This window comes from Gemelliphila sp. 1F1 (assembly GCF_056897515.1).
This window is the reverse complement of the sequence record NZ_JBXHBE010000006.1, coordinates 27,784-47,583: the sequence shown is the minus strand read 5'-3', so window position 1 is coordinate 47,583 and position 19,800 is coordinate 27,784. Positions and strand designations below refer to the sequence as shown.

General features: G+C 27.6%; 22 protein-coding genes, 1 other RNA gene and 1 other annotated feature. Of the genes, 22 read left to right on the top strand and 1 reads right to left on the bottom strand.

The genetic code is table 11. The features are described from left to right. The first annotated feature begins 125 nt into the window (after positions 1-125). The 5 genes from AC1XWJ_RS06385 (at position 126) to AC1XWJ_RS06365 (ending at position 4,993) form a co-directional block, all read left to right on the top strand. Positions 126-1,511: a sodium:solute symporter family transporter gene (locus AC1XWJ_RS06385; RefSeq protein ID WP_483335057.1), complete on the top strand. Its 1,386-nt coding sequence runs from the start codon at positions 126-128 to the stop codon at positions 1,509-1,511. Then, positions 1,504-2,415 (top strand): metallophosphoesterase, encoded by a 912-nt coding sequence (locus AC1XWJ_RS06380; RefSeq protein ID WP_483335056.1) that lies wholly within the window; start codon positions 1,504-1,506, stop codon positions 2,413-2,415. Before AC1XWJ_RS06385 ends, AC1XWJ_RS06380 begins: the two co-directional genes overlap by 8 nt. Positions 2,416-2,580: 165 nt before the next feature. Next, positions 2,581-2,904, top strand: coding sequence for a putative quinol monooxygenase (locus AC1XWJ_RS06375; RefSeq protein ID WP_483335055.1), 324 nt, complete (start codon positions 2,581-2,583; stop codon positions 2,902-2,904). A 17-nt stretch (positions 2,905-2,921) separates the two neighbouring features. Next, complete coding sequence (locus AC1XWJ_RS06370) at positions 2,922-3,887, top strand: aldo/keto reductase (RefSeq protein ID WP_483335054.1); 966 nt, start codon at positions 2,922-2,924, stop codon at positions 3,885-3,887. Between the two features lie 209 nt (positions 3,888-4,096). After that, positions 4,097-4,993 carry a 1,4-dihydroxy-2-naphthoate polyprenyltransferase gene (locus AC1XWJ_RS06365; RefSeq protein WP_483335053.1) on the top strand — a complete coding sequence of 299 codons (897 nt, stop codon included), beginning with the start codon at positions 4,097-4,099 and terminating at the stop codon, positions 4,991-4,993. A gap of 87 nt (positions 4,994-5,080) precedes the next feature. Here AC1XWJ_RS06365 and AC1XWJ_RS06360 read toward each other — a convergent pair whose 3' ends face one another. Beyond that, positions 5,081-6,745, bottom strand: a complete 1,665-nt coding sequence (locus AC1XWJ_RS06360; RefSeq protein ID WP_483335052.1) for an Rqc2 family fibronectin-binding protein — start codon at positions 6,743-6,745, stop codon at positions 5,081-5,083. Between the two features lie 141 nt (positions 6,746-6,886). Here AC1XWJ_RS06360 and gmk point away from each other — a divergent pair, with 141 nt between their 5' ends. The 17 genes from gmk (at position 6,887) to AC1XWJ_RS06275 (ending at position 19,725) form a co-directional block, all read left to right on the top strand. Further along, positions 6,887-7,507 carry a guanylate kinase gene (gmk, locus tag AC1XWJ_RS06355; protein WP_483335051.1) on the top strand — a complete coding sequence of 207 codons (621 nt, stop codon included), beginning with the start codon at positions 6,887-6,889 and terminating at the stop codon, positions 7,505-7,507. 14 nt (positions 7,508-7,521) lie between these two features. Beyond that, entirely contained in the window at positions 7,522-7,716 is a 195-nt protein-coding gene (gene rpoZ, locus AC1XWJ_RS06350; RefSeq protein ID WP_483335050.1) for a DNA-directed RNA polymerase subunit omega, read from the top strand. Positions 7,717-7,745: 29 nt separating this feature from the next. Then, positions 7,746-8,132, top strand: an RNA gene (gene rnpB / locus AC1XWJ_RS06345) — RNase P RNA component class B. A gap of 79 nt (positions 8,133-8,211) precedes the next feature. Beyond that, the gene (locus AC1XWJ_RS06340; RefSeq protein ID WP_483335049.1) at positions 8,212-9,345 is read left to right on the top strand and encodes a THUMP domain-containing class I SAM-dependent RNA methyltransferase; all 1,134 of its coding nucleotides are present in this window, start codon (positions 8,212-8,214) and stop codon (positions 9,343-9,345) included. 31 nt (positions 9,346-9,376) lie between these two features. Further along, the gene (locus tag AC1XWJ_RS06335) at positions 9,377-9,883 is read left to right on the top strand and encodes an RrF2 family transcriptional regulator (protein WP_483335048.1); all 507 of its coding nucleotides are present in this window, start codon (positions 9,377-9,379) and stop codon (positions 9,881-9,883) included. A gap of 14 nt (positions 9,884-9,897) precedes the next feature. Continuing rightward, a complete protein-coding gene (locus AC1XWJ_RS06330; RefSeq protein WP_483335047.1) occupies positions 9,898-10,344 on the top strand; it encodes a flavodoxin domain-containing protein in 447 nt (148 codons plus the stop codon). A gap of 210 nt (positions 10,345-10,554) precedes the next feature. Continuing rightward, positions 10,555-12,429 (top strand): tRNA uridine-5-carboxymethylaminomethyl(34) synthesis enzyme MnmG, encoded by a 1,875-nt coding sequence (gene mnmG, locus AC1XWJ_RS06325; RefSeq protein WP_483335046.1) that lies wholly within the window; start codon positions 10,555-10,557, stop codon positions 12,427-12,429. 4 nt (positions 12,430-12,433) lie between these two features. Then, positions 12,434-13,144 (top strand): 16S rRNA (guanine(527)-N(7))-methyltransferase RsmG, encoded by a 711-nt coding sequence (gene rsmG / locus AC1XWJ_RS06320; protein WP_483335045.1) that lies wholly within the window; start codon positions 12,434-12,436, stop codon positions 13,142-13,144. Positions 13,145-13,350: 206 nt separating this feature from the next. Then, positions 13,351-14,406, top strand: a complete 1,056-nt coding sequence (locus AC1XWJ_RS06315; RefSeq protein ID WP_483335044.1) for a PTS sugar transporter subunit IIC — start codon at positions 13,351-13,353, stop codon at positions 14,404-14,406. A 171-nt stretch (positions 14,407-14,577) separates the two neighbouring features. Continuing rightward, complete coding sequence (locus AC1XWJ_RS06310) at positions 14,578-14,970, top strand: hypothetical protein (protein WP_483335043.1); 393 nt, start codon at positions 14,578-14,580, stop codon at positions 14,968-14,970. A 77-nt stretch (positions 14,971-15,047) separates the two neighbouring features. After that, entirely contained in the window at positions 15,048-15,839 is a 792-nt protein-coding gene (locus tag AC1XWJ_RS06305; RefSeq protein ID WP_483335042.1) for a hypothetical protein, read from the top strand. A 4-nt stretch (positions 15,840-15,843) separates the two neighbouring features. Beyond that, positions 15,844-16,479: a hypothetical protein gene (locus tag AC1XWJ_RS06300; RefSeq protein WP_483335041.1), complete on the top strand. Its 636-nt coding sequence runs from the start codon at positions 15,844-15,846 to the stop codon at positions 16,477-16,479. Positions 16,480-16,491: 12 nt separating this feature from the next. Further along, the gene (locus AC1XWJ_RS06295) at positions 16,492-17,103 is read left to right on the top strand and encodes an ABC transporter ATP-binding protein (protein WP_483335040.1); all 612 of its coding nucleotides are present in this window, start codon (positions 16,492-16,494) and stop codon (positions 17,101-17,103) included. A gap of 230 nt (positions 17,104-17,333) precedes the next feature. Next, positions 17,334-17,864, top strand: coding sequence for a QueT transporter family protein (locus AC1XWJ_RS06290; RefSeq protein WP_483335039.1), 531 nt, complete (start codon positions 17,334-17,336; stop codon positions 17,862-17,864). Between the two features lie 42 nt (positions 17,865-17,906). Then, positions 17,907-18,039, top strand: a sequence feature (ribosomal protein L10 leader region). Between the two features lie 35 nt (positions 18,040-18,074). Beyond that, complete coding sequence (gene rplJ, locus AC1XWJ_RS06285) at positions 18,075-18,575, top strand: 50S ribosomal protein L10 (protein ID WP_483335038.1); 501 nt, start codon at positions 18,075-18,077, stop codon at positions 18,573-18,575. Between the two features lie 47 nt (positions 18,576-18,622). Beyond that, complete coding sequence (rplL, locus tag AC1XWJ_RS06280) at positions 18,623-18,985, top strand: 50S ribosomal protein L7/L12 (protein WP_483335037.1); 363 nt, start codon at positions 18,623-18,625, stop codon at positions 18,983-18,985. A gap of 140 nt (positions 18,986-19,125) precedes the next feature. Then, the gene (locus AC1XWJ_RS06275) at positions 19,126-19,725 is read left to right on the top strand and encodes a class I SAM-dependent methyltransferase (RefSeq protein WP_483335036.1); all 600 of its coding nucleotides are present in this window, start codon (positions 19,126-19,128) and stop codon (positions 19,723-19,725) included. The last annotated feature ends 75 nt before the right edge of the window (positions 19,726-19,800 follow it).

Here is a 19,800-nt window from a genome sequence, read left to right as displayed (position 1 = left end):
TTAATTATATTACATTATTTATCGTCAATCAATATAGATATAACGGATATTTACAATAATACTGTATATTTGTTATAATATAATATTAGTAGGGTAAATTATATAAAATATTAGGAGGAATTTTAATGAATTCATATACTGGCTATTTATTTTGGGGATTTTTGATTGTTTATGGACTAATAATGTTTATACTATCTCCCAAAAAGGTAACAGATAAAGGTTTTTTTGAAGGAGAAAGCAATAGTGGAAAAAAGCCTACACAAATGATGTTAATGCTTAGTATTTTTATTAGTTGGATTTTTGCTAAATCTGTTACTAATGCAGCTAATCTTGGAGCACAGTATGGATTTGTAGGTGGCTTGGCTTACGCAACTTATTGGCTATGTATTCCTTTAGCTGGATTTGCTATATATAGATTACGTGTAAAATATAAAGCCAAAGGGTTAGTTAGTTTTTTAACTAATAATTATGGTCGTGTTGCTGCAGTAGCTTTTTCAGCGGCAATTTTGATACGTTTGTTTAATGAAGTTTGGAGTAATACATCTGTTGTAGGTGGTTATTATGGTAAATCGGGTAGTAAGGAATTTATTATATCAGCAATAATCTTTACACTTATAACATTAGTTTATTCTGTAATGGGTGGTCTAAGAAGTTCTATAGTAACAGATGTTATTCAAGCTATAATATTTATATTTTTTGTAGGTTGGGTTGTATTATTAATTTTGCCAAAGCATAGTATCGGTGATTTTGTTACATCTGGATCTTGGGCATTAGATACTGGAGTTGATATGTTATTAGTAACAATACTCCAATTATTTAGTTATCCATTTCATGATCCAGTTCTTACTGATAGAGGTTTTATATCTGATGAAAAAGAGATGGTAAAAGCATTTACGGTTTCGGGAATTTTAGGATTTTTCTCAATATTAATTTTTAGTTTTATTGGTATTCATGCCAATTTGATAGGTATGGAGTTATCTAGTAATGTTCCAGCAGCTTTAGGAAAGACTTTGGGAACAGCAGGTTATTTTGCAATGATTGTAGTTATGGTTTCAGCAGCGGGATCTACGCTTGATTCTACTTTTTCAAGTTTAGGAAAATTAACTGCCAAAGAACTTCTAGAAGTTGCAGGTAAATCGAAATTAAAAAATGCTAAATTAATAGCGATAATTACTATGATTTTGTTCGCTATATTAGGTAATTTACCTATGATAATGGGAACAGATATTTTGAAAGCAACGACGATTAGTGGAACTATGGTAATAGGTTTAGCACCAATATTTTTATTACACGGTTTTGTTAAACCGACTAAAGTAGGTTTCCATTTAAGTTTTTGGCTAGGTATTGTTTTAGGAGTATTGTTAGTATTGAATGCTATCCCAAATAGTCTTGCAATAGGAACAGGGAAACAAGCATTAACTTTGGGTGTGAATTTATATGGATTAATACTTTGTACAGTTTTATACATAGTTCCTAGCTTTTTTGTTAAAAAGGATATAAATAATGGTTAAAGGTAAAAATTGTTCGCTAGAATATTTATTATCAAAAAAATGGGCAGAAGATATAGAATTAGTTGTAGATAGACCTATTTATATTATCGGGGGACTATATGGTAATTATCAATCATTGATAAAAATAAAAGAACTAGCTAATAATGAAACTAAACAACCTTTATTAGTATTCAATGGAGATATACATTGGTTTGATATATATGAAGAAGATTTTTTAAACGTAGAAAATTTTATAGAATCTGATATTAAGTTAATTGGTAATGTAGAGTATGAGTTGTTGAATAAACATAATTCTTTAGGATGTGGCTGCAATTACCCAGAAGATGTAGATGAAGGTATAGTTAATCGTTCAAATGTAATACACTCATTGCTAAAAAATAATATTAGTAATGAAGAAATATTAAAAAAACTTTACAATAGAAAGTCTACAATTTGTTTAGAATATTTTGATAAGAAAATTGCTATTACCCATGGTGATGAAAAAAATATGGCAGGCTGGCAATGTTCTAACGAAAATTTGAGAAATTATGAAAGACAAAAAGAAATAGAAAATTGGTTAAAAACTAATGAAATAGATGTATTAGCCACAACTCACACTTGTTTACCAGCAATTCTTAATTTAAATAATAAACTTGTAATTAATAATGGAGCAGCAGGCATGGCTAATATAAAGAATTCTACTTTTGGTTTAATAACTAGAATAGCAAATAATAAACATAAGGAAGCTCTAATTTCCAAAGAAATAGACAATATTTTTGTTGAACTAGTTAAAGTAGATTATAATATTAATAATTTTATAAATTGGTTTGATAGTATTTGGGACCAAAATAGTGCTGCTTCAGTTTCTTATCAAGATAGAATACTATATGGAACAAACATAACAAAAGATGATATAGTAATTTAATTAATAATATTACGTTACTTAAATTTGTAACAATAGAATTTTTAGTTTTACATTAAGCGACCAGTAAAATGGTCGCTTTTTTGTTAAAATAAAAATTTTTATTTTAGATATAAATTTGTAATTAATTATGCTATAATTATTTAATAAAAATTAAGAGGTGATATAATGACTATAACTTTTAATATTTATTATACTGGAAAAAATGGTTCAGCGAGAAAATTTGTTGATGAGATGGAAAATACTGGTATTGCTGACTTTATTCGTGCTAAAGATGGAAATTTAAAATACGATTATTTTTGTGGATATAATAATGAAACAGTGTTGTTAGTTGATATTTGGAAAAATCAAGAAGCATTGGATTTGCATCATCAATCTGAAATTATGTCAAAAATTATAACTTTAAGAGAAAAATATGATTTAAAGATGGAAGTAGAACGTTATATTCCAGATAATGTTCCTTCTCATGATGTTAAATTTATTAGAAAATAGATAGGAGAAATAATTATATGAAAAAAGCGAAAATTCAAGAGTTAGAAGTTCCTGCCATTGCTTTAGGAACATGGTCTTGGGGATTTGGTGGAGTTGCTGGAGGAGATTCTATTTTTGGTAATCAATTATCACAGAATGATTTGAAGCCAGTTTTTGATAGTGCAATGAATAGTGGCTTAACAATGTGGGATACGGCTAGTGTGTACGCTAGCGGTCAATCTGAAACTATTTTAGGAGAATTTATAAAAGATCAAGAAAACGTTATTGTTTCAACTAAATTTACTCCATTTTTGGCAGAAGGTCTTGGAGAAAATGCAATGCAGGAACTATTAGATGTTTCAAAAGAAAGATTACATCGCGATGTAATTGACATCTATTGGATTCACAATACACAAAACGTTGAAAAATGGACTTCTAAGTTAATTCCATTATTAGAAACAGGACAAGTTAAGAAGGTAGGGGTATCTAATCATAATTTGGAACAAGTTAAATATGTTAATAATGTTCTTAAGAAAGCAGGATATCAGTTGCATGCTATTCAAAATCATTACTCTTTAATCTATACTACTATAGAAGATAGTGGATTATTAGATTATTGTAAAGACAACAATATTTCAGTATTTACTTATATGGTTTTGGAGCAGGGAGCACTATCAGGTAAGTATACAGTTAATAATCCTCTTCCCAAAGGGACAAGAAGGGGAGATGCTTTTCCTAAAGAGATATTAGCAAAATTAGATCCATTATTTAATTATATGAAAAAGCTGGCAGATAAGTATGAGGTTAATATTGCTCAAATACCTATAAGTCATGCCATTGCAAAAGGAACAATCCCTATTATAGGAGTTACTAAAGAAGAACAAGTAACTGATGCTAGTCAAGCAGCAAATATTATTTTAAGTTCTGATGAAGTATCAATGTTGGAGAGCATTGCTAGAGAAACAGGTGTAGCAGTTAAAGGGAACTGGGAATCGTCTATGTAATTGTTAATATTAAGTAAATATAAAGAAGTACTTAATAATTTATTTAGTAAGTCAAATAAGTAATATATAAAGATAACTATATTTATATTGCTTATTTGACTTTTCAAAATTTATATATTAAGGTTTATTAATAAATATTAAGTATTTTTTAGTCAAATAGTATATAATATAATTTGATATTAATTAAATTTAGATGGAAGGTGTTTTTATTGAATAAATTCAAGGAATTTTTATTATGTAGCAGACCGCATAGTTTTCCAGCTTCGATAGGACCTGTTCTAGTAGGTAGTAGCTTTTCATTAAAATATATAATATCATTTAGTTGGTTAAAATTTATTATATTTTTGTTAGCATGTATTCTTATTCAAGCAGGAACTAACTTATTTAATGAATATTATGACTTTAAAAATGGAATAGATAAAAAGGATTCTCAAGGAATATCAGGATCAATATTACATGAAAAACTTAAAGCTAATGAAGTTTTGTATGGAGCATTTATATCTTATTTATTAGCAGTAATTTTAGGTGTATATTTGTCGAGTATAACTAGTTATTACTTGTTATTTGTAGGATTGATTTGTATGTTAGTAGGCTATCTATATACTGGTGGTAAGCATCCAATAGCTTATACTCCTTACGGTGAAATAACAGCAGGATTTTTTATGGGAACTGTAATAATGTGTATAGCGTTTTATATTCAAACAGAATTTGTAAATATAGGAGTTATTTTAGTATCTTTACCTCTGTTTATTATGATAGGCGCCATATTGTTATCTAATAGTATAAGAGATTTGGACAATGATAAGCTATCTGGAAGATATACCTACGCAATAAGTGTTGGAAGAAGACTTGCGATAATGACATTAGCATTATCATTTGTGTTAGTATATTTACTTAATGTTATTTATAGTGTTACTAAAATAGGATCGGTATATAATTTGTTAGTTCTTTTAACTGTTCCACTATCTTCGAAAATAATAAAAGGTTTCTTGGCTAATAATGATAAGAAAACAATGGCACCGTATATGGTATTAACAGCTAAACTTACTATTTTAGTTTCGATAATAATGACTATAGCTTATATTTTAGATTATATAATAAAATAAAAGTTTGTTAAGTATGAAGAAAATATATGTATTTTCATACTTAACAAACTTTTTTATTTTATGTATCATAGTTAGATTAGAACAGGATCATTTTTTTATTTGTTGAATCAAATTTTGGATTTGATGATTATCTATTTCTACTTTTATGGTAGTTTGATTTGTATAAGTAACCATTCCCGGTTTGGCTCCTGCTATTTTTTTGACATTTTTTATCTGGGTGTAATCTATATATACATATTTTTCATTTTTATTTTTAGAGAAATGTGCTGCTAAAGTAGCTGCTATGTTTATTTGTTCTTCGCTAGGATCATCATTAAAAATAACTACATGACTTCCCGGAATATCTTTTGCATGAAACCAAAAATAGCTTCTTTTTGCTAGTTTATTGGTAATTGTATTATTTTGAATATTATTTTTTCCGATATAAATAGCAGTACCATTAATATTCAATATACTATATTTAGTTTTTTTATTTTTCTTGTTTATTTTTTCTTTAATATATCCGTAAGTCGATAGTTCCTCTATTATTTCCTCTATATCAGTTAAATCTGCGTTATTTAGTTGAACATTTATATTATTAAAATATTCTAACTCTTTTTTGCTGATTTCTATTTGTTGTATTAAGTTTTGTATAGTTCTCTTATTTTTTTTATGTTCATTAAAGTATAACTCTGCATTTTTTTCAATAGATAATGTAGAATCTAGTTCTATTGTTAGGTTTTCTAAATTTTCATCGTAGAAATTCTGCACAGTTACTTCGCTGGGAACATAATTTTTATATAGATAGTTGTTTGCAAGAAGTAAGTTTCCCTTTAATTCATTTTCGGTATTGTTTTCTGCTTTGATTAGTTCATTTTCTAAAATAACTATTTTTTTATCTAATTTGGATATTTTATTTTTTACAAAATTATATATTTTCTTATTAGTATTTTTATTTGTTTCATTGTCAAAATTAGTTATATTGTAATAGAAATCTAGTAATTGAGATAAGTTATCAAATGTTTCTTTATTGTCATCTTCTGTATAGATATCAAAAAAGTAAAAATCTTTTTTCTGCTTAGTTACACATATAGGTTTATAATAATCATTGAAATTACCACAAAAATTTTTAAATTGTGATAGACTATCGTCATAACGTAAAAAATAGTTATTTAGGTTATTAGATACTCCGAAAAAATTGTTAAGTAAAAACTTAGAATTGTTTTTATCAAAGATTAAATTATTATAACTATCTAATTTGAAAGGATCTAATTTTTTTGTTGTAGGAGGTAGTCTATATTCAATATTTGCAATAGTAGATCTAGAGTATTCTATATAGTAATTATTTTTAATTGCTTCAATAATTTTATTATCATTATCTGTTAGAATAATATTAGAATGTTTTCCCATTAATTCTACTATTAGGTAATATATTTTTTCGTATCCTAATTCATCATTATTTTTAATTTTCACCCAAATTATTCTATCATTATTTATTTGAGAAAATTCTATTATATAGCCGTTTATTAAATATTTTCTAAGTACTGTACAAAAGTTAGATGGATATTTTGGATTTTCGTAGTTATTGTTTGTAATATGTATTCTTGATCTTTGGGGATTAATAGAAATAAGTAATTTTTTTTTGCTATTTTTTCTTATGGTAAAAATAATTTCATTATTTGATATATTGTTTATTTTATTAATGCGTCCGTAAGATAATTCATCATTTAGTTCTTTCATTATTTTTCTTGTAAAAAATCCATCGAAAGCCATAAATTTTCTCCTTTCTTCTAAGTATATTTAAAATATTAATTTAGTATAACATATTATTAAAATTTATAGTATATATAGGTTTAAATTTTATATGTTTTATGATAATATATATAAATAAATAAAACTACAAAGGACATAGCAATGATTGAGAAAGGATTATTAATTGTACTATCAGGGCCATCAGGAGTAGGGAAAGGTACTGTAAGAAAAGCCATATTCGAAAATAGTGTAGATTTTGAATATTCTATATCTATGACATCTCGTAATAAAAGAGAAGGTGAAGAAGAAGGAGTCGATTATTTTTTTAAAACAAAAGAAGAGTTTGAAAAATTAATTGAGCAAGGAGAACTTCTAGAATATGCAAAATATGTAGATAATTATTATGGAACACCTGTAAAATATGTTCGTGAGACTATGGAAAAAGGTAAGGATATATTTTTGGAAATAGAGGTGCAAGGTGCAGAGCAAGTAAAAAATAAAATTCCAGAAGCATTATTTATATTCTTAGCTCCACCTAGTATTTTTGATTTGGAATGTAGACTTAAAGGTCGTGGAACAGAAAGTGAAGAAGTTATCCAAGAAAGAATTTCAAAAGCTAAAAGAGAAATTCAAATGATGCACCTTTACGACTATGTTGTTGAAAATGATGAAGTAGAATTAGCAGTAGATAGAATAAAAGCTATTATTAAGAGTGAACATTTACGACGAGATAGAGTAGAGATGAAATATCGTAGAGCATTGTTAGAATTAGAAGAAGTATAAAAAGGAGAATATAAATGTTATATCCAAAATTAGATGTATTAAAAGAAAAAGTAGATTCAAAGTATATGTTAGTTTCATTAGCTAGTAAAAGAGCTCGAGTGATTTTCGCAGAACCAGAATCTAATCAATTAGAAAAGTATGTGTCACATAAAGAAGTTGGAAAAGCATTAGAAGAAATAGCAGCTGGAAAGATAAATGTTTTAAAATAATACTTTATATGTTATAATTAGGAGTATTTACTTTTGAGTAATCGCGCTAATTAATTTTTGGTGAGGAAAGTCCATACTCGCACTAGCTGAGATGCTAGTAGTGTTCATGCTAAACGAAAAAATAAGTTTAGGTACTAAATTTATAGTAACGGCAGACGATTTTTCCTAAGTGTTTTCATATGGAAAAATGTATCTTGAAAGTGCCACAGTGACGAAGTTTTTATAGAAATATAAAAAGTGGAACGCGGTAAACCCCTTGAGCGAGCAATTCAAATTTTGGTAGAAGCACTCATCTTGTAGAAATGAATATAAAGATGAGAAATAATTTATTATTTAGACAGATGATTACACCTATTTTTACGAGAGTTCTAGTTGCTCGTTAGAGTAAGGATAGGAACAGAATATGGCTTATGATAAAGTAAATTAACTAGCAAGGCTCTTATTGAGCCTTATTTTTATAATTATTGAGAAGTATTGTTAAGTTAGGAGAAAAAAATGCAATATAGATTAGTAGCGACAACCCCTATGGGATTAGAGTCAATAGTAGCAAAAGAAGTACAAGAGTTAGGGTATGAAACTAAAGTAGAAAATGGTAGAGTATATTTTTCGGGAGATAAGCGTGCAATAGTACGTTCTAATTTGTGGTTACGTTGTGCAGATCGTGTCAAAATTGTTGTTGCTCAATTTCCTGCTTATACATTTGAAGAATTATTTGAAAAGACGAAAGATATAGATTGGGATAAATATTTGCCAGAAGATGCTAACTTCCCTGTTGACGGACGTAGTCATAAATCCAAACTATTTAGTGTTTCGGATTGTCAGTCCATAGTAAAAAAAGCAATAGTAGAGAAAATGAAGAAATCTTATAATGTTAGTGGCTGGCTAAAAGAAACAGGTGCTAGATATCGTTTAGAGATTATTATGCTTAATGATATAGCTACGATTGTTTTGGATACATCAGGTGATGCTTTGCATAAGAGAGGATATAGAGCTAAGCAAGGAACAGCCCCATTAAAAGAAACATTAGCCGCAGCAATGGTAAAATTAACTAATTGGAAAGGAGATATTCCTTTTTATGATTTATTCTGTGGATCTGGAACGTTATTAATAGAAGCTGCAATGATGGCACAAAATATGGCACCGGGAATTAACAGACGCTTTGATTTTGAAAAATGGCATTGGATACCAAAAACTTTAGTAGAAGAAGAACGTAACAAAGCGGAAGAAGTTATAGATTACGACAAAAAGTTAGAACTTTATGGATCAGATATTGATCCGAAGATGATAGAAACAGCCAAAAATAATGTTGAAGAAATTGGTTTGGTAGATGTTATAGAATTTAAACAAATGACAGTTTATGATTTTGTACCAAAAAAAGAAGAAGGTTGTATCATAGCTAATCCACCTTATGGAGAACGTATAGGTGAGAAAAAAGAAGTTGAAAAAATGTATAGATTTTTAGGCGAACAATTGAAAGATAAGAAATATTGGTCTTTATATTTATTAACTTCTTATAAAATGTTTGAACATTTATATGGAAAAAAAGCTACAAAAAGACGAAAATTATTTAATGGTTCTATAGAATGTACATATTATCAATATTGGGGAGAAAGAAAAAAAGATTATTAATTAATTTTTCTGTGTAATTAAGGAGAATAAAATGCATTTAACAAAAAGTACAGAACAAGCAATATGTATAATGGTAATGTTATATTTTCAGGAAAGAAGAATATATTTAAATTCTAAAGAAATAAGTGATCGTTTAGAAATTTCACCTACTTATTTGAAGAAAATTATGAGAAAATTAGTAGTAAGTGGTCTAGTTAAAGCTAGCACAGGTGTAGGTGGAGGATATAGATATAGGGAAAACAAAAAAGTTTCTTTATATGAAATATACGAAGCGGTGAACGGACCTATAGATTTGTTTGTTTTAAAAACAGATTATGTATCGAAAATATTTAAAGGTGCTAAAGAAATAGATAGAAGATACGAAGAATATTTAACTGCAACAGCAGAAATTAATAAAGCCTTGAAACAAGCTTTATTAGGTGTAACGGTAGAAGATATAGCACGTAACATCTTGCAAGAAAATTCAACAATTAGATTAGATTGGAATAATTGGCAAGAAGAGTTTGAAAGAATATATAGACAACTAGATAAAAAATAAAAGGGGGAAAATTTGTGAACATACAATTAGTTTATGCCAGTTTAACTGGGAATACAGAAGCTCTTTGCGAGTTGATCGTTGATAAATTTAAAAGTGAAAAAAATCTTGATATTAATATGAATTTTGTTGAAGATTTAGATGATTTTAGTTTTCTAGAAGAAGCTGATGCTTTTATTGTTGCAACATACACTTATGGTGAAGGAGATTTACCTGATGAAATGGAAGAGTTTTTCGAATCTATTCCAGAACTTTCATTAGCAGGAAAAACTTATGGTGTTATTGGAACAGGAGATACGCTTTATGAAGAGTATTGTGTATGCGTTGATCAATTTGATGAACAAATTAAGAAAACAGGAGCAGTAAATCCTACTCAAAATCTAAAAATAGAGATAGAAGCTGATAGTGATGAAGATTTTGAAAATATTGATAAATTTATAGAAGATTTTTTTAGTGCTTTATAATGTATAAAAATGAGTAAAAGTTTTTATGAAAAGACTTTTATTCATTTTTTGTTTGAAATATTAGATAAAAAAAATATATTATGTTAATATATTATAGTTAGAAAATCAAAATTTTGGTGAAAGCATAATTTTGAAATTTATAATTATCGTTTAACGATTAATATAGTTAATAAATAATTAACAATATTTTAAAATATATTTGGAGGAATTATGACTGAATTCTTAAAAGAATATGATATTATTGTAATTGGAGGAGGACATGCAGGGATAGAAGCGGCTTTTGCTGCAAGCAGAAAAGGTGTAAAAACATTATTAGTTACCATTAATTTGGATACTATAGGTTTTATGCCTTGTAATCCTAGTGTTGGAGGACCTGCAAAAGGTATAGTAGTTCGAGAAATTGATGCTTTAGGTGGTGCAATGGGAGTTATTGCAGATAAGACTAATATTCAGTCGCGAATGCTTAATACGGCCAAAGGACCAGCAGTTAGAGCTCTACGTGTTCAATCAGACAAAGTACAGTATCAACTAGCTATGAAAAAATTGCTAGAAGACATACCTAATTTAGATTTAGAACAAGCTATGGTAAAAGAGTTACTAATAGAAGAAAATAAAGTGGTTGGAATATCTACTATGCTAGGAACAAGATATAAAGCGAAAGCAGTTGTAATAACTACCGGAACATATTTAAGGGGAGAAATAGTAATAGGTGATATAAAATATTCTTCAGGACCTAATCACCAAATGCCATCAATAGATTTAGCAAAACAATTAGAAGAGTTAGGGTTTGATTTAGTTAGATTTAAAACGGGTACGCCTCCTAGAGTTAATGCAGACACAGTAGATTTTTCAAAAACAGAAATTCAACCGGGAGATGATAAAGAATATTCATTTAGTTACGAAACTACAGAGTATGTAAAAGATCAAGTTCCTTGTTGGTTAACATATACGAATAGCCAAACACACGATATAATTGATAAAAATTTAGGAAGATCAGCTATGTATTCAGGAGTAATTAAAGGAACAGGTCCTAGATACTGTCCTAGTATTGAAGACAAGTATGTTAGATTTAGTGATAAAGAACGCCATCAGCTATTTTTAGAGCCAGAAGGAAGAAATACGAAAGAAATATATGTTCAAGGATTATCCACTTCTCTTCCAGATGATGTTCAACGTGATATGGTACATTCCATAGCAGGATTAGAAAATGCAACAATTATGAGAAATGGTTATGCCATAGAGTATGATGCAATTAATCCTACAACTTTGTGGCCTACATTAGAAACTAAATTAATATCTGGACTGTACACTGCGGGGCAACTAAATGGAACTAGTGGGTATGAAGAAGCTGCAGGGCAAGGAATAATAGCCGGGATAAATGCGGCTTGTAAAATTTTAGGAGAAGAGCCTTTAATATTAGGAAGAGATGAGGCTTATGTAGGTGTTCTAATTGATGATTTAGTAACGAAAGGTACTAATGAACCTTATAGATTATTAACATCAAGAGCAGAACACAGACTCTTACTTAGACATGATAATGCAGATATGAGACTTTCAGAAATTGCTTATAAATATAACTTAATTTCTGAAGATAGATACAATAGATTTTGTAAAAAACGTAAACTTATAGAAGAAGAGATAACTAGATTAAAAACTTTCCGTATAACTCCAACAAAAGAAGTAGTAGAAAAAATGAAAGAACTAAATACTGCTGAGTTAAGGGACGGTATTTTGGCAATAGATTTATTACGAAGACCAGAATTAACTTATTACGATATAATAAATTTGGCTAATCAAGAAATTACTTTAGCAAAAGATATTATAGAGCAAGTAGAGATAGAGGTTAAATACGAAGGATATATTAGAAAATCACTTCAACAAGTTGAAAAATTGAAAAAAATGGAAGAAAAGAAAATTCCTAAGGATTTAGATTACGATGAAGTTCCTAGTTTAGCATTAGAAGCCAGAGAAAAATTAAAAAAAGTTTCACCATTAACTATTGGGCAAGCATCTAGAATATCGGGAGTAAATCCTGCAGATATTTCAATTTTGATAGTATATTTAGAACAAAGAAAAACAAGGTAAAAATATGAATAAAGATCAATTTTATGAACAATTAAAGAACAATGGAATAAACTTGACAGACAATCAAAAAAATCAATTTAAAAAATATTTTCAACTAGTTTCTTATTGGAATGAGAGAATAAATTTAACGGCGATAACTGATGAAGATGAATTTTATACAAAACACTTTTATGACTCGGTTGCTACATCATTTTATTTTGATTTTTCAAACATTGAAAGTATTTGTGATGTAGGCAGTGGTGCGGGATTTCCCTCTATACCATTAAAAATAATTTATCCTCATTTAAAAGTAACGATAGTTGATTCTCTTAATAAACGTATAAAATTTTTGAATCTACTGGCAGAAGAATTAAATTTAGAGAATTGTAACTTTATCCATAGTAGAGCGGAAGATTTTGGACAAAATAAAGAATTTAGAGAGAGTTTTGATGTAGTAACAGCCCGAGCAGTAGCTAGACTTAATGTCTTGACTGAGTTATGCCTACCACTAGTTAAGATAGACGGTTATTTTTTGAGTTTAAAAGCACAAAAATCTAATGAGGAAAAGTTAGAAGCCAAGAAAGCTATCAATGTTTTGGGTGGAGAATTAGAAAATGATGAGTTATTCTATATTGAAGGAGAAGAACGTCATATCCTAAAAATAAAAAAACTTAAAAATACCCCTAAAAAATATCCTAGAAAATCAGGAACGCCGAATAAAAGTCCGATAATATAAAAGATATTTTAATTCAATAGTGTTTCAAATATAAATATTATTTGAGACACTATTATTATTTACTTTATAGTAAAAAAAGCTAATTTTTGAATTGGAATAATTCGCATTATAGTTATGTTGTTTTGAATTTTTAGAATTAATCTTGCTTTTTTCAGAAAATATGTTATTATATTTACTATAATAATTTTAATGTAAAGGAGAATAATATGCAGGAAAAACTAGGTTTTAAAAAATTATTTAACACAGTTTTAAATGGAATGGCGTTAGGAATTGTAGCCGGCTTAATAGCTAATGCAGTTTTATCAGCAGTTTTCAAATATTTAGGCAAATATTTCTTAGCTGATGTTTTTGCAATGTTAGGTCAAGCAGTTTATTTATTACAATTTGCTGTACCTGTATTAGTTGGAGTTGCTATCGGTATGACGCTTAAATTTTCTGCGTTAGAAACTGCCGTATTAGGAAGTGCAATTTTGGCAGGTAGTGGCTCAATAGTCTATAATGCAGAAACAAAATTATATACAGCTACCCCTATGGGTGATTTATTTAATGTCTTATTAGTTTCTTTAGTTGCTGTAGTTATTATTAGAGCAGTTAGTGGAAAATTTGGCTCGCTTACTATTATATTTTTACCTATTATAGGTGGAGCAGTGCCAGCATTTATTGGACTTTTAACTTTACCATATATGAAAAAGCTAACTACTTTATTAGCTGATGGTGTATTGACATTTACTACACTACAACCTTTATTAATGTGTATGTTAATTGCAATGTCATTTTCTTTATTTATAGTAACGCCGGTGTCTACAGTAGCAATGGGAATAGTGTTGTTCTCTAACGCTAACAACTTAGGAGCTGGAGCAGCGGCTTTAGGAGTGGTGTCTGCAGCGGCTGTACTTATGTTAGGTTCTATAAAAGTTAAAAATCCAAAAGGTGTGAGTTGGGCTATATTGTTAGGTGCAATTAAATTAATGATGCCTAACTGTGCAAGAACTCCACAATTATTAATTCCAATATTCTTGACAGCTGCAACTACAGGAATAGCTGGATGGACATTTAATGTTTTAGGGGATAAGAGTAGTGCAGGATTTGGGATAATAGGTTTGATAGGGCCTGTTAAAGCAGCAGAGTTATCAACTCAAGTACCTTATGTAGTATTAGCATTCTTTGTTATACCATTTGTATCAGCATTTATTTTTGATAAAATATGCTCTGACGTATTAAAAATTTATAGCAAAGATGCTTACAAAACAGAAAGTTTATAAAATTATAAAATAATAGTTTGAATGATTATTTCGTTCAAACTATTATTTATTTTTTGTAAAAAAAATCAAAAACTGTTGGATATATGACTATACTTAATTAAAATAATTATATATAATTAAGGCATGGGACAATTATTAAGAGGGAGTAAATAAAAAAGGAGTAATTATAATATGAAAAATTTCAAAAAAGTATTAATTTCATTATTTTTATTAGGGTTATTTGGAACAAGTGTGGATGTAGCTAATGCAAGGCATATTGGTTCTTTAAATGGTATATGGGTTAATAATAGCAGAGCTACATATACAGGTTTACTTGAAAAAACTGTATGGAATGGTTGGTATGTGGTTAACTTAGCAGGTACATCTGGAAACTCTGTCGTAAAAAGTATTCTTGTAAATAGTAACAACCAAAAAAGAAGTGAGTGGAATTTAACTAGAGGAGGAACTAGAGATAATTATTATACAATAAATTGTAAATCTGGATACTATTATAAATTAGCTCTTTATAATGGTAACTACGGATATGATGACATATATGGAACTTGGTCGCCAGATCATTATTAAAATAAGATAAATTAGAAAAAAGTTAAATAAAATAAACTTCCTCTAATTGTCCTTTAATATTTGAAAGGATAATTACTATGTTAATAAAAAAGAAAAATATATTATTTTTAATATTTGTATTTGTTATACTCTACTTTCTTCTTCATGACTTAAAAGAATTAATAACATTTTTTGAATTTGATGTTAATGATCCAGATTTAACTGGTGATGGTGTGGAATCTAGAAATAATTTTTTTGGATCTTATTATGATCCTGTAATATTATATAATACACTTATTGGAAGTACGTTAACTTTATTTCCATTAATGTTTTTAATTTCATTATACTATTACAATAAAATTAAAAATAAAAATTTAAAATTTCTTATTGGGAAAACGAAAAATATAAATAAATATTTACTGAAGTTAAAATTTAAAGTAGCTATCTTACCTTGTTTATTTTATATAATTCCTTTAACTATTTATACATTTGTTAGTTGGTATATTAGAGACTTACGAGTTAGACCTTTGGCTAATTTTGATTATCACTACATAGAAGATACTATATTAAAAATGTTCAATGCTTCTGTATTTGGTCACATATTTTTAATGTATTTAATAGGAATAATTTATATAGTAGCAACAGTTTTATTTTTAACGACATTTGTGGACTACAAATACAACTATATAGTAATAGCATTTATATATTTTTTAATAATGAGTATATCAAATGACTTTATATATATTTATATATCTAAATATTTAACTTTTGTAAGTTCTTATAGCTTTTTAGCTATTGGTCCAGTTAATAATATTCAAATATTTATTTCCTATATTTATATGATTTTAATTTATCTACTCTTTAGATTTACTCATAAGAAAGAATTTTAATATTATGAAGAGATTACAGGTATATTTATTAACTTATATAATTGGAATTATAATAATATTAAAAGAATTATTAACTAAATATTTTGTTGAAGAATTCAAAAGTTTTGATAATTTTATAATGGATTATTTGCAAGTAATATATACGGTAGAAGATAAACAATTGATAATTGATAAAGTTTTGGTACTTTTTGGGTTATATTTAATATTTTTCTATGTTTTCAGTAGTGTATTTTCTGTAAATGTTGAAAGTTTTAAAAAAATAATAAAGTTCAATAGTACAAATATTTTAAGTTTTTACAAAAATTCTCTATTATTTTTCGGGAAAATATTTTTTAAAAATGCTATTGCATTTTTAATGCTAATTACATTTACTTATGTAATTTTTAGTAGAGATTACAATTATAAAAATTATCTGTTAGGTTTTTTAGAATTATTAAAATTGCCTTTAATGATTTTTGGAGCAATTATTTTTAGTGTAATTTTTAATATAAAGAGAGTAGTAGTGTTTTCGAGTATATATGGAATGATTACATTGTACATTTTTTTTGTAAAGTATATATCGTATTCACATTTATTAATTTTGTATATTTTGTTAATAATACTATGTGTTACACAATTACTAGCAAAAAATGATTTATAGGGAGTAGAAAATATGATAGAAATAAAAAATGGAACAAAAAAATATCGTGGAAAAACTATTTTAGATAATATTAATATGAGTTTTTCGGAAGGTAGAATATACGGTATAGTAGGTAAGAATGGTAGCGGAAAGACATTAATAATGAAAGCTATTTGTGGTTATATAGCTTTTGATAAGGGTGATGTTTTCCAAAATGGTAAAAAAATAAGAGATCCTCTTAATTTTATAGAAGATGCAGGGATAATTATAGAAAATCCTAGTTTTATGGAAGATTACACATTATTCGAAAATTTGAATATAATAAAAAACTTATCTGATAAGAAAGATGAAGTGAACTTAGATTATTGGATAGATTTCTATAATTTGTGGGAACATAAAGATAAAAAATATAAGCATCTCTCATTAGGAACAAAACAAAAAATGTTGTTAATTCAAGCATTTATGACAAATCCTACAACACTTATATTAGATGAGTGTTTTAGTGGTTTAGATGAGAAGTCTGCACAAAAAACAAGAGATTATATAAAAAAATATATTAGCGATGATAAACTTGTAATATTAACATCGCATATAAGAACGGATATAGAAGAATTGTGTGATGAGGTTATAGATTTACATGCATAATTAAGTAATAATCTTATTCTATTTAGGGATAAGGTTATTATTTTTTGTATTATTGAGTTAATATGTAGTTGACTAAATAATAATATAATGTTATTATCGTATATTATAATAAATAAGATGTTTGAGAGATCCATCTATAAAAAAAACTATAGATAAGGATGCTCTATTAAATTTTATTGTTTAATAAGAGCTTCTTTTGTTTTTTCTCTTGAGCAAATAAAGGAGATAAAATGAGAAATAACAAAATTAAAATTTTGACTATTCAAGCGTTGGTAACGGCTATATATGTAGTATTAACTGTATCTAATTTGAGTTTTTCTTACGGACCTATTCAATTTAGATTTAGTGAATCATTGACACAGCTTGTAGTGTTTAATAAATTGTTTTGGTTACCATTGACTTTAGGAGTAGCACTAGCTAATTTATTTAGTCCATTAGGCTTAGTTGATGTGTTTTTTGGTACTTTAGGAACAGGATTAGCATTACTTATAAGTGTATTTATTTTTAAATTTATAAAAAATAGAATTTTGAAACATATAATTAACATTATTATATATTTAGTAGTATGTATGCCTATAATAGCCTATGAAATTACGATATTTTCTGGAGACAATGGAGCAAAAATAGATTTTGACTGGAATATATTTTTATCAATTTATGGTAGTTTGTTATTATCTCAAGTTATAGTAATGGCAATAGGTGTCGTAATAACAGAGATATTACATAAAACTATTAATTTGGAAAAAATATTTGAAAAATAAAAATAACTCTTGACAATTGTCAATTGAATAGTATATAATGTTTAAGTCAGTTAAGATGTACCTAAGACAGTAGGAGGAGAAATCCTTAATATATCCTACCGAGGACAATATTAAAGAGTATTATAGTATGCCCTTTTATATGTTCTCACATATAAAAGGGTTATTTTTTGGTACAGTTGAGATTGATAAATCTAATTAGGAGGAAATTCAATGTCAAAAGCTATTGAGAGAAAACAAGAACTTGTAAACCAAATTGCTGAAGAAATTAAAGCAAGTTCATCAATCGTTATTGCAGATTATCGTGGATTAAATGTTGCTGAAGTAACAGAATTACGTGATAATATGCGTAAAGAAGGATTAACATTCAAAGTTTACAAAAACTCACTAGTACGTCGTGCAATGGAACAAGCAGGAATTGAAGGTTTAGATGAAGTATTAACTGGACCTAATGCCGTTGCTTTTTCAACTGAAGACGTAGTAGCTCCAGCTAGAGTTCTTAATGATTTTGCTAAAGAACACGAAAATTTAGAAATTAAAGCAGGGGTTATTGAAGGTAAAGTTGCTTCATTAGATGAAGTTAAAGCTATTGCAACATTACCAAGCAAAGAAGGGTTACTTTCTATGTTACTATCTGTATTAACAGCACCTATGAGAAATACTGCTTTAGCAGTTAAAGCTGTTGCAGACCAAAAAGCTGAACAAGAAGCTTAATAAAAAATAAAATTAATTTAATTAAGAAAAAATCGGAGGAATTTATAATGACTAAAGAACAAATTTTAGAAGCAATTAAAAATATGTCTGTTTTAGAATTAAACGACTTAGTAAAAGCTATTGAAGAAGAATTCGGAGTAACTGCTGCTGCACCTGTAGCTGTAGTTGGAGGAGCTGGAGCAGGAGCTGCAGAAGAAAAAACTGAGTTCGATGTAGTATTAGCATCAGCAGGAGATCAAAAAATCAAAGTAATTAAAGCAGTTCGTGAAATCACTGGAGACGGATTAAAAGAAGCTAAAGAAAAAGTTGACGGTGCACCATCAACTCTTAAAGAAGGAGTTTCTAAAGAAGAAGCTGAAGAAATCAAAGCTAAATTAGAAGAAGTTGGAGCTTCAGTAGAAGTTAAATAATTGAATTTTAACTAATTAGATAGATGTAAAATTAACATAAATATTCTATTTGAGAATATTGATAAGATGATAATAACAAATAAGTATATCTCAAGTTAGCTAAGCTACGGAGATATACTTTTTTAATTGTAGGTGATATTATGGAACATTATTATACTAATAAGCCAAATTCAAATAGTGATGAACGTCAGATTAGTGGATATATTAATAACAAAAAATATTATTTTTATACAGATAATGGAGTATTTTCCAAAGGGAACATTGACTTTGGAACGAGAACTATGCTTGAAAATTTTTCTAGCGATAAAGAAAAAGCTGATGTTTGTGATTTGGGTTGTGGCTATGGTGTAGTTACAGTTTATTTAGCTAGTATATATAAAGATTATAATTATACAATGATTGATATTAATGGCAGAAGTTTATCTTTATCACGAAAAAATGTTGTTTTGAATAATATAGTATCTTCTGTTGAATTTTTAGAAAATGATTCATTAGATAATGTAGAAAAAAGTTTTGATATAATACTTACTAATCCACCGATTAGAGCCGGAAAAGAAGTGGTTCATAAAATGATGAGACAAAGTTATAACAATTTGACAGTCAGTGGTGAGTTGTGGGTAGTTATTCAAAAAAAACAAGGAATGGCCAGTTGCAAAAAATTAATGAATGAACTTTTTTCTAATGTAGAAGTTGTAGCAAAAAATAAAGGATATTATATATTAAAATCAATAAAAAATTGACTTAATCAAAAAAAAATGATAAAATGATATATTGCAAGTAATTTAATTATTTTTATAATCTGATTACGAAAAGTC

Coding starts and splice junctions, on each gene's coding strand:
- AC1XWJ_RS06335 (WP_483335048.1), top strand. CDS start 9,377: ATGCATTTAACAAAAAGTACAGAACAAGCAATATGTATAATGGTAATG.
- rplJ (WP_483335038.1), top strand. CDS start 18,075: ATGTCAAAAGCTATTGAGAGAAAACAAGAACTTGTAAACCAAATTGCT.
- AC1XWJ_RS06295 (WP_483335040.1), top strand. CDS start 16,492: ATGATAGAAATAAAAAATGGAACAAAAAAATATCGTGGAAAAACTATT.
- AC1XWJ_RS06305 (WP_483335042.1), top strand. CDS start 15,048: ATGTTAATAAAAAAGAAAAATATATTATTTTTAATATTTGTATTTGTT.
- rsmG (WP_483335045.1), top strand. CDS start 12,434: ATGAATAAAGATCAATTTTATGAACAATTAAAGAACAATGGAATAAAC.
- gmk (WP_483335051.1), top strand. CDS start 6,887: ATGATTGAGAAAGGATTATTAATTGTACTATCAGGGCCATCAGGAGTA.
- AC1XWJ_RS06315 (WP_483335044.1), top strand. CDS start 13,351: ATGCAGGAAAAACTAGGTTTTAAAAAATTATTTAACACAGTTTTAAAT.
- AC1XWJ_RS06360 (WP_483335052.1), bottom strand. CDS start 6,745: ATGGCTTTCGATGGATTTTTTACAAGAAAAATAATGAAAGAACTAAAT.
- AC1XWJ_RS06380 (WP_483335056.1), top strand. CDS start 1,504: ATGGTTAAAGGTAAAAATTGTTCGCTAGAATATTTATTATCAAAAAAA.
- rpoZ (WP_483335050.1), top strand. CDS start 7,522: ATGTTATATCCAAAATTAGATGTATTAAAAGAAAAAGTAGATTCAAAG.
- AC1XWJ_RS06275 (WP_483335036.1), top strand. CDS start 19,126: ATGGAACATTATTATACTAATAAGCCAAATTCAAATAGTGATGAACGT.
- mnmG (WP_483335046.1), top strand. CDS start 10,555: ATGACTGAATTCTTAAAAGAATATGATATTATTGTAATTGGAGGAGGA.
- AC1XWJ_RS06300 (WP_483335041.1), top strand. CDS start 15,844: ATGAAGAGATTACAGGTATATTTATTAACTTATATAATTGGAATTATA.
- AC1XWJ_RS06385 (WP_483335057.1), top strand. CDS start 126: ATGAATTCATATACTGGCTATTTATTTTGGGGATTTTTGATTGTTTAT.
- AC1XWJ_RS06370 (WP_483335054.1), top strand. CDS start 2,922: ATGAAAAAAGCGAAAATTCAAGAGTTAGAAGTTCCTGCCATTGCTTTA.
- AC1XWJ_RS06290 (WP_483335039.1), top strand. CDS start 17,334: ATGAGAAATAACAAAATTAAAATTTTGACTATTCAAGCGTTGGTAACG.
- AC1XWJ_RS06310 (WP_483335043.1), top strand. CDS start 14,578: ATGAAAAATTTCAAAAAAGTATTAATTTCATTATTTTTATTAGGGTTA.
- AC1XWJ_RS06340 (WP_483335049.1), top strand. CDS start 8,212: ATGCAATATAGATTAGTAGCGACAACCCCTATGGGATTAGAGTCAATA.
- AC1XWJ_RS06375 (WP_483335055.1), top strand. CDS start 2,581: ATGACTATAACTTTTAATATTTATTATACTGGAAAAAATGGTTCAGCG.
- rplL (WP_483335037.1), top strand. CDS start 18,623: ATGACTAAAGAACAAATTTTAGAAGCAATTAAAAATATGTCTGTTTTA.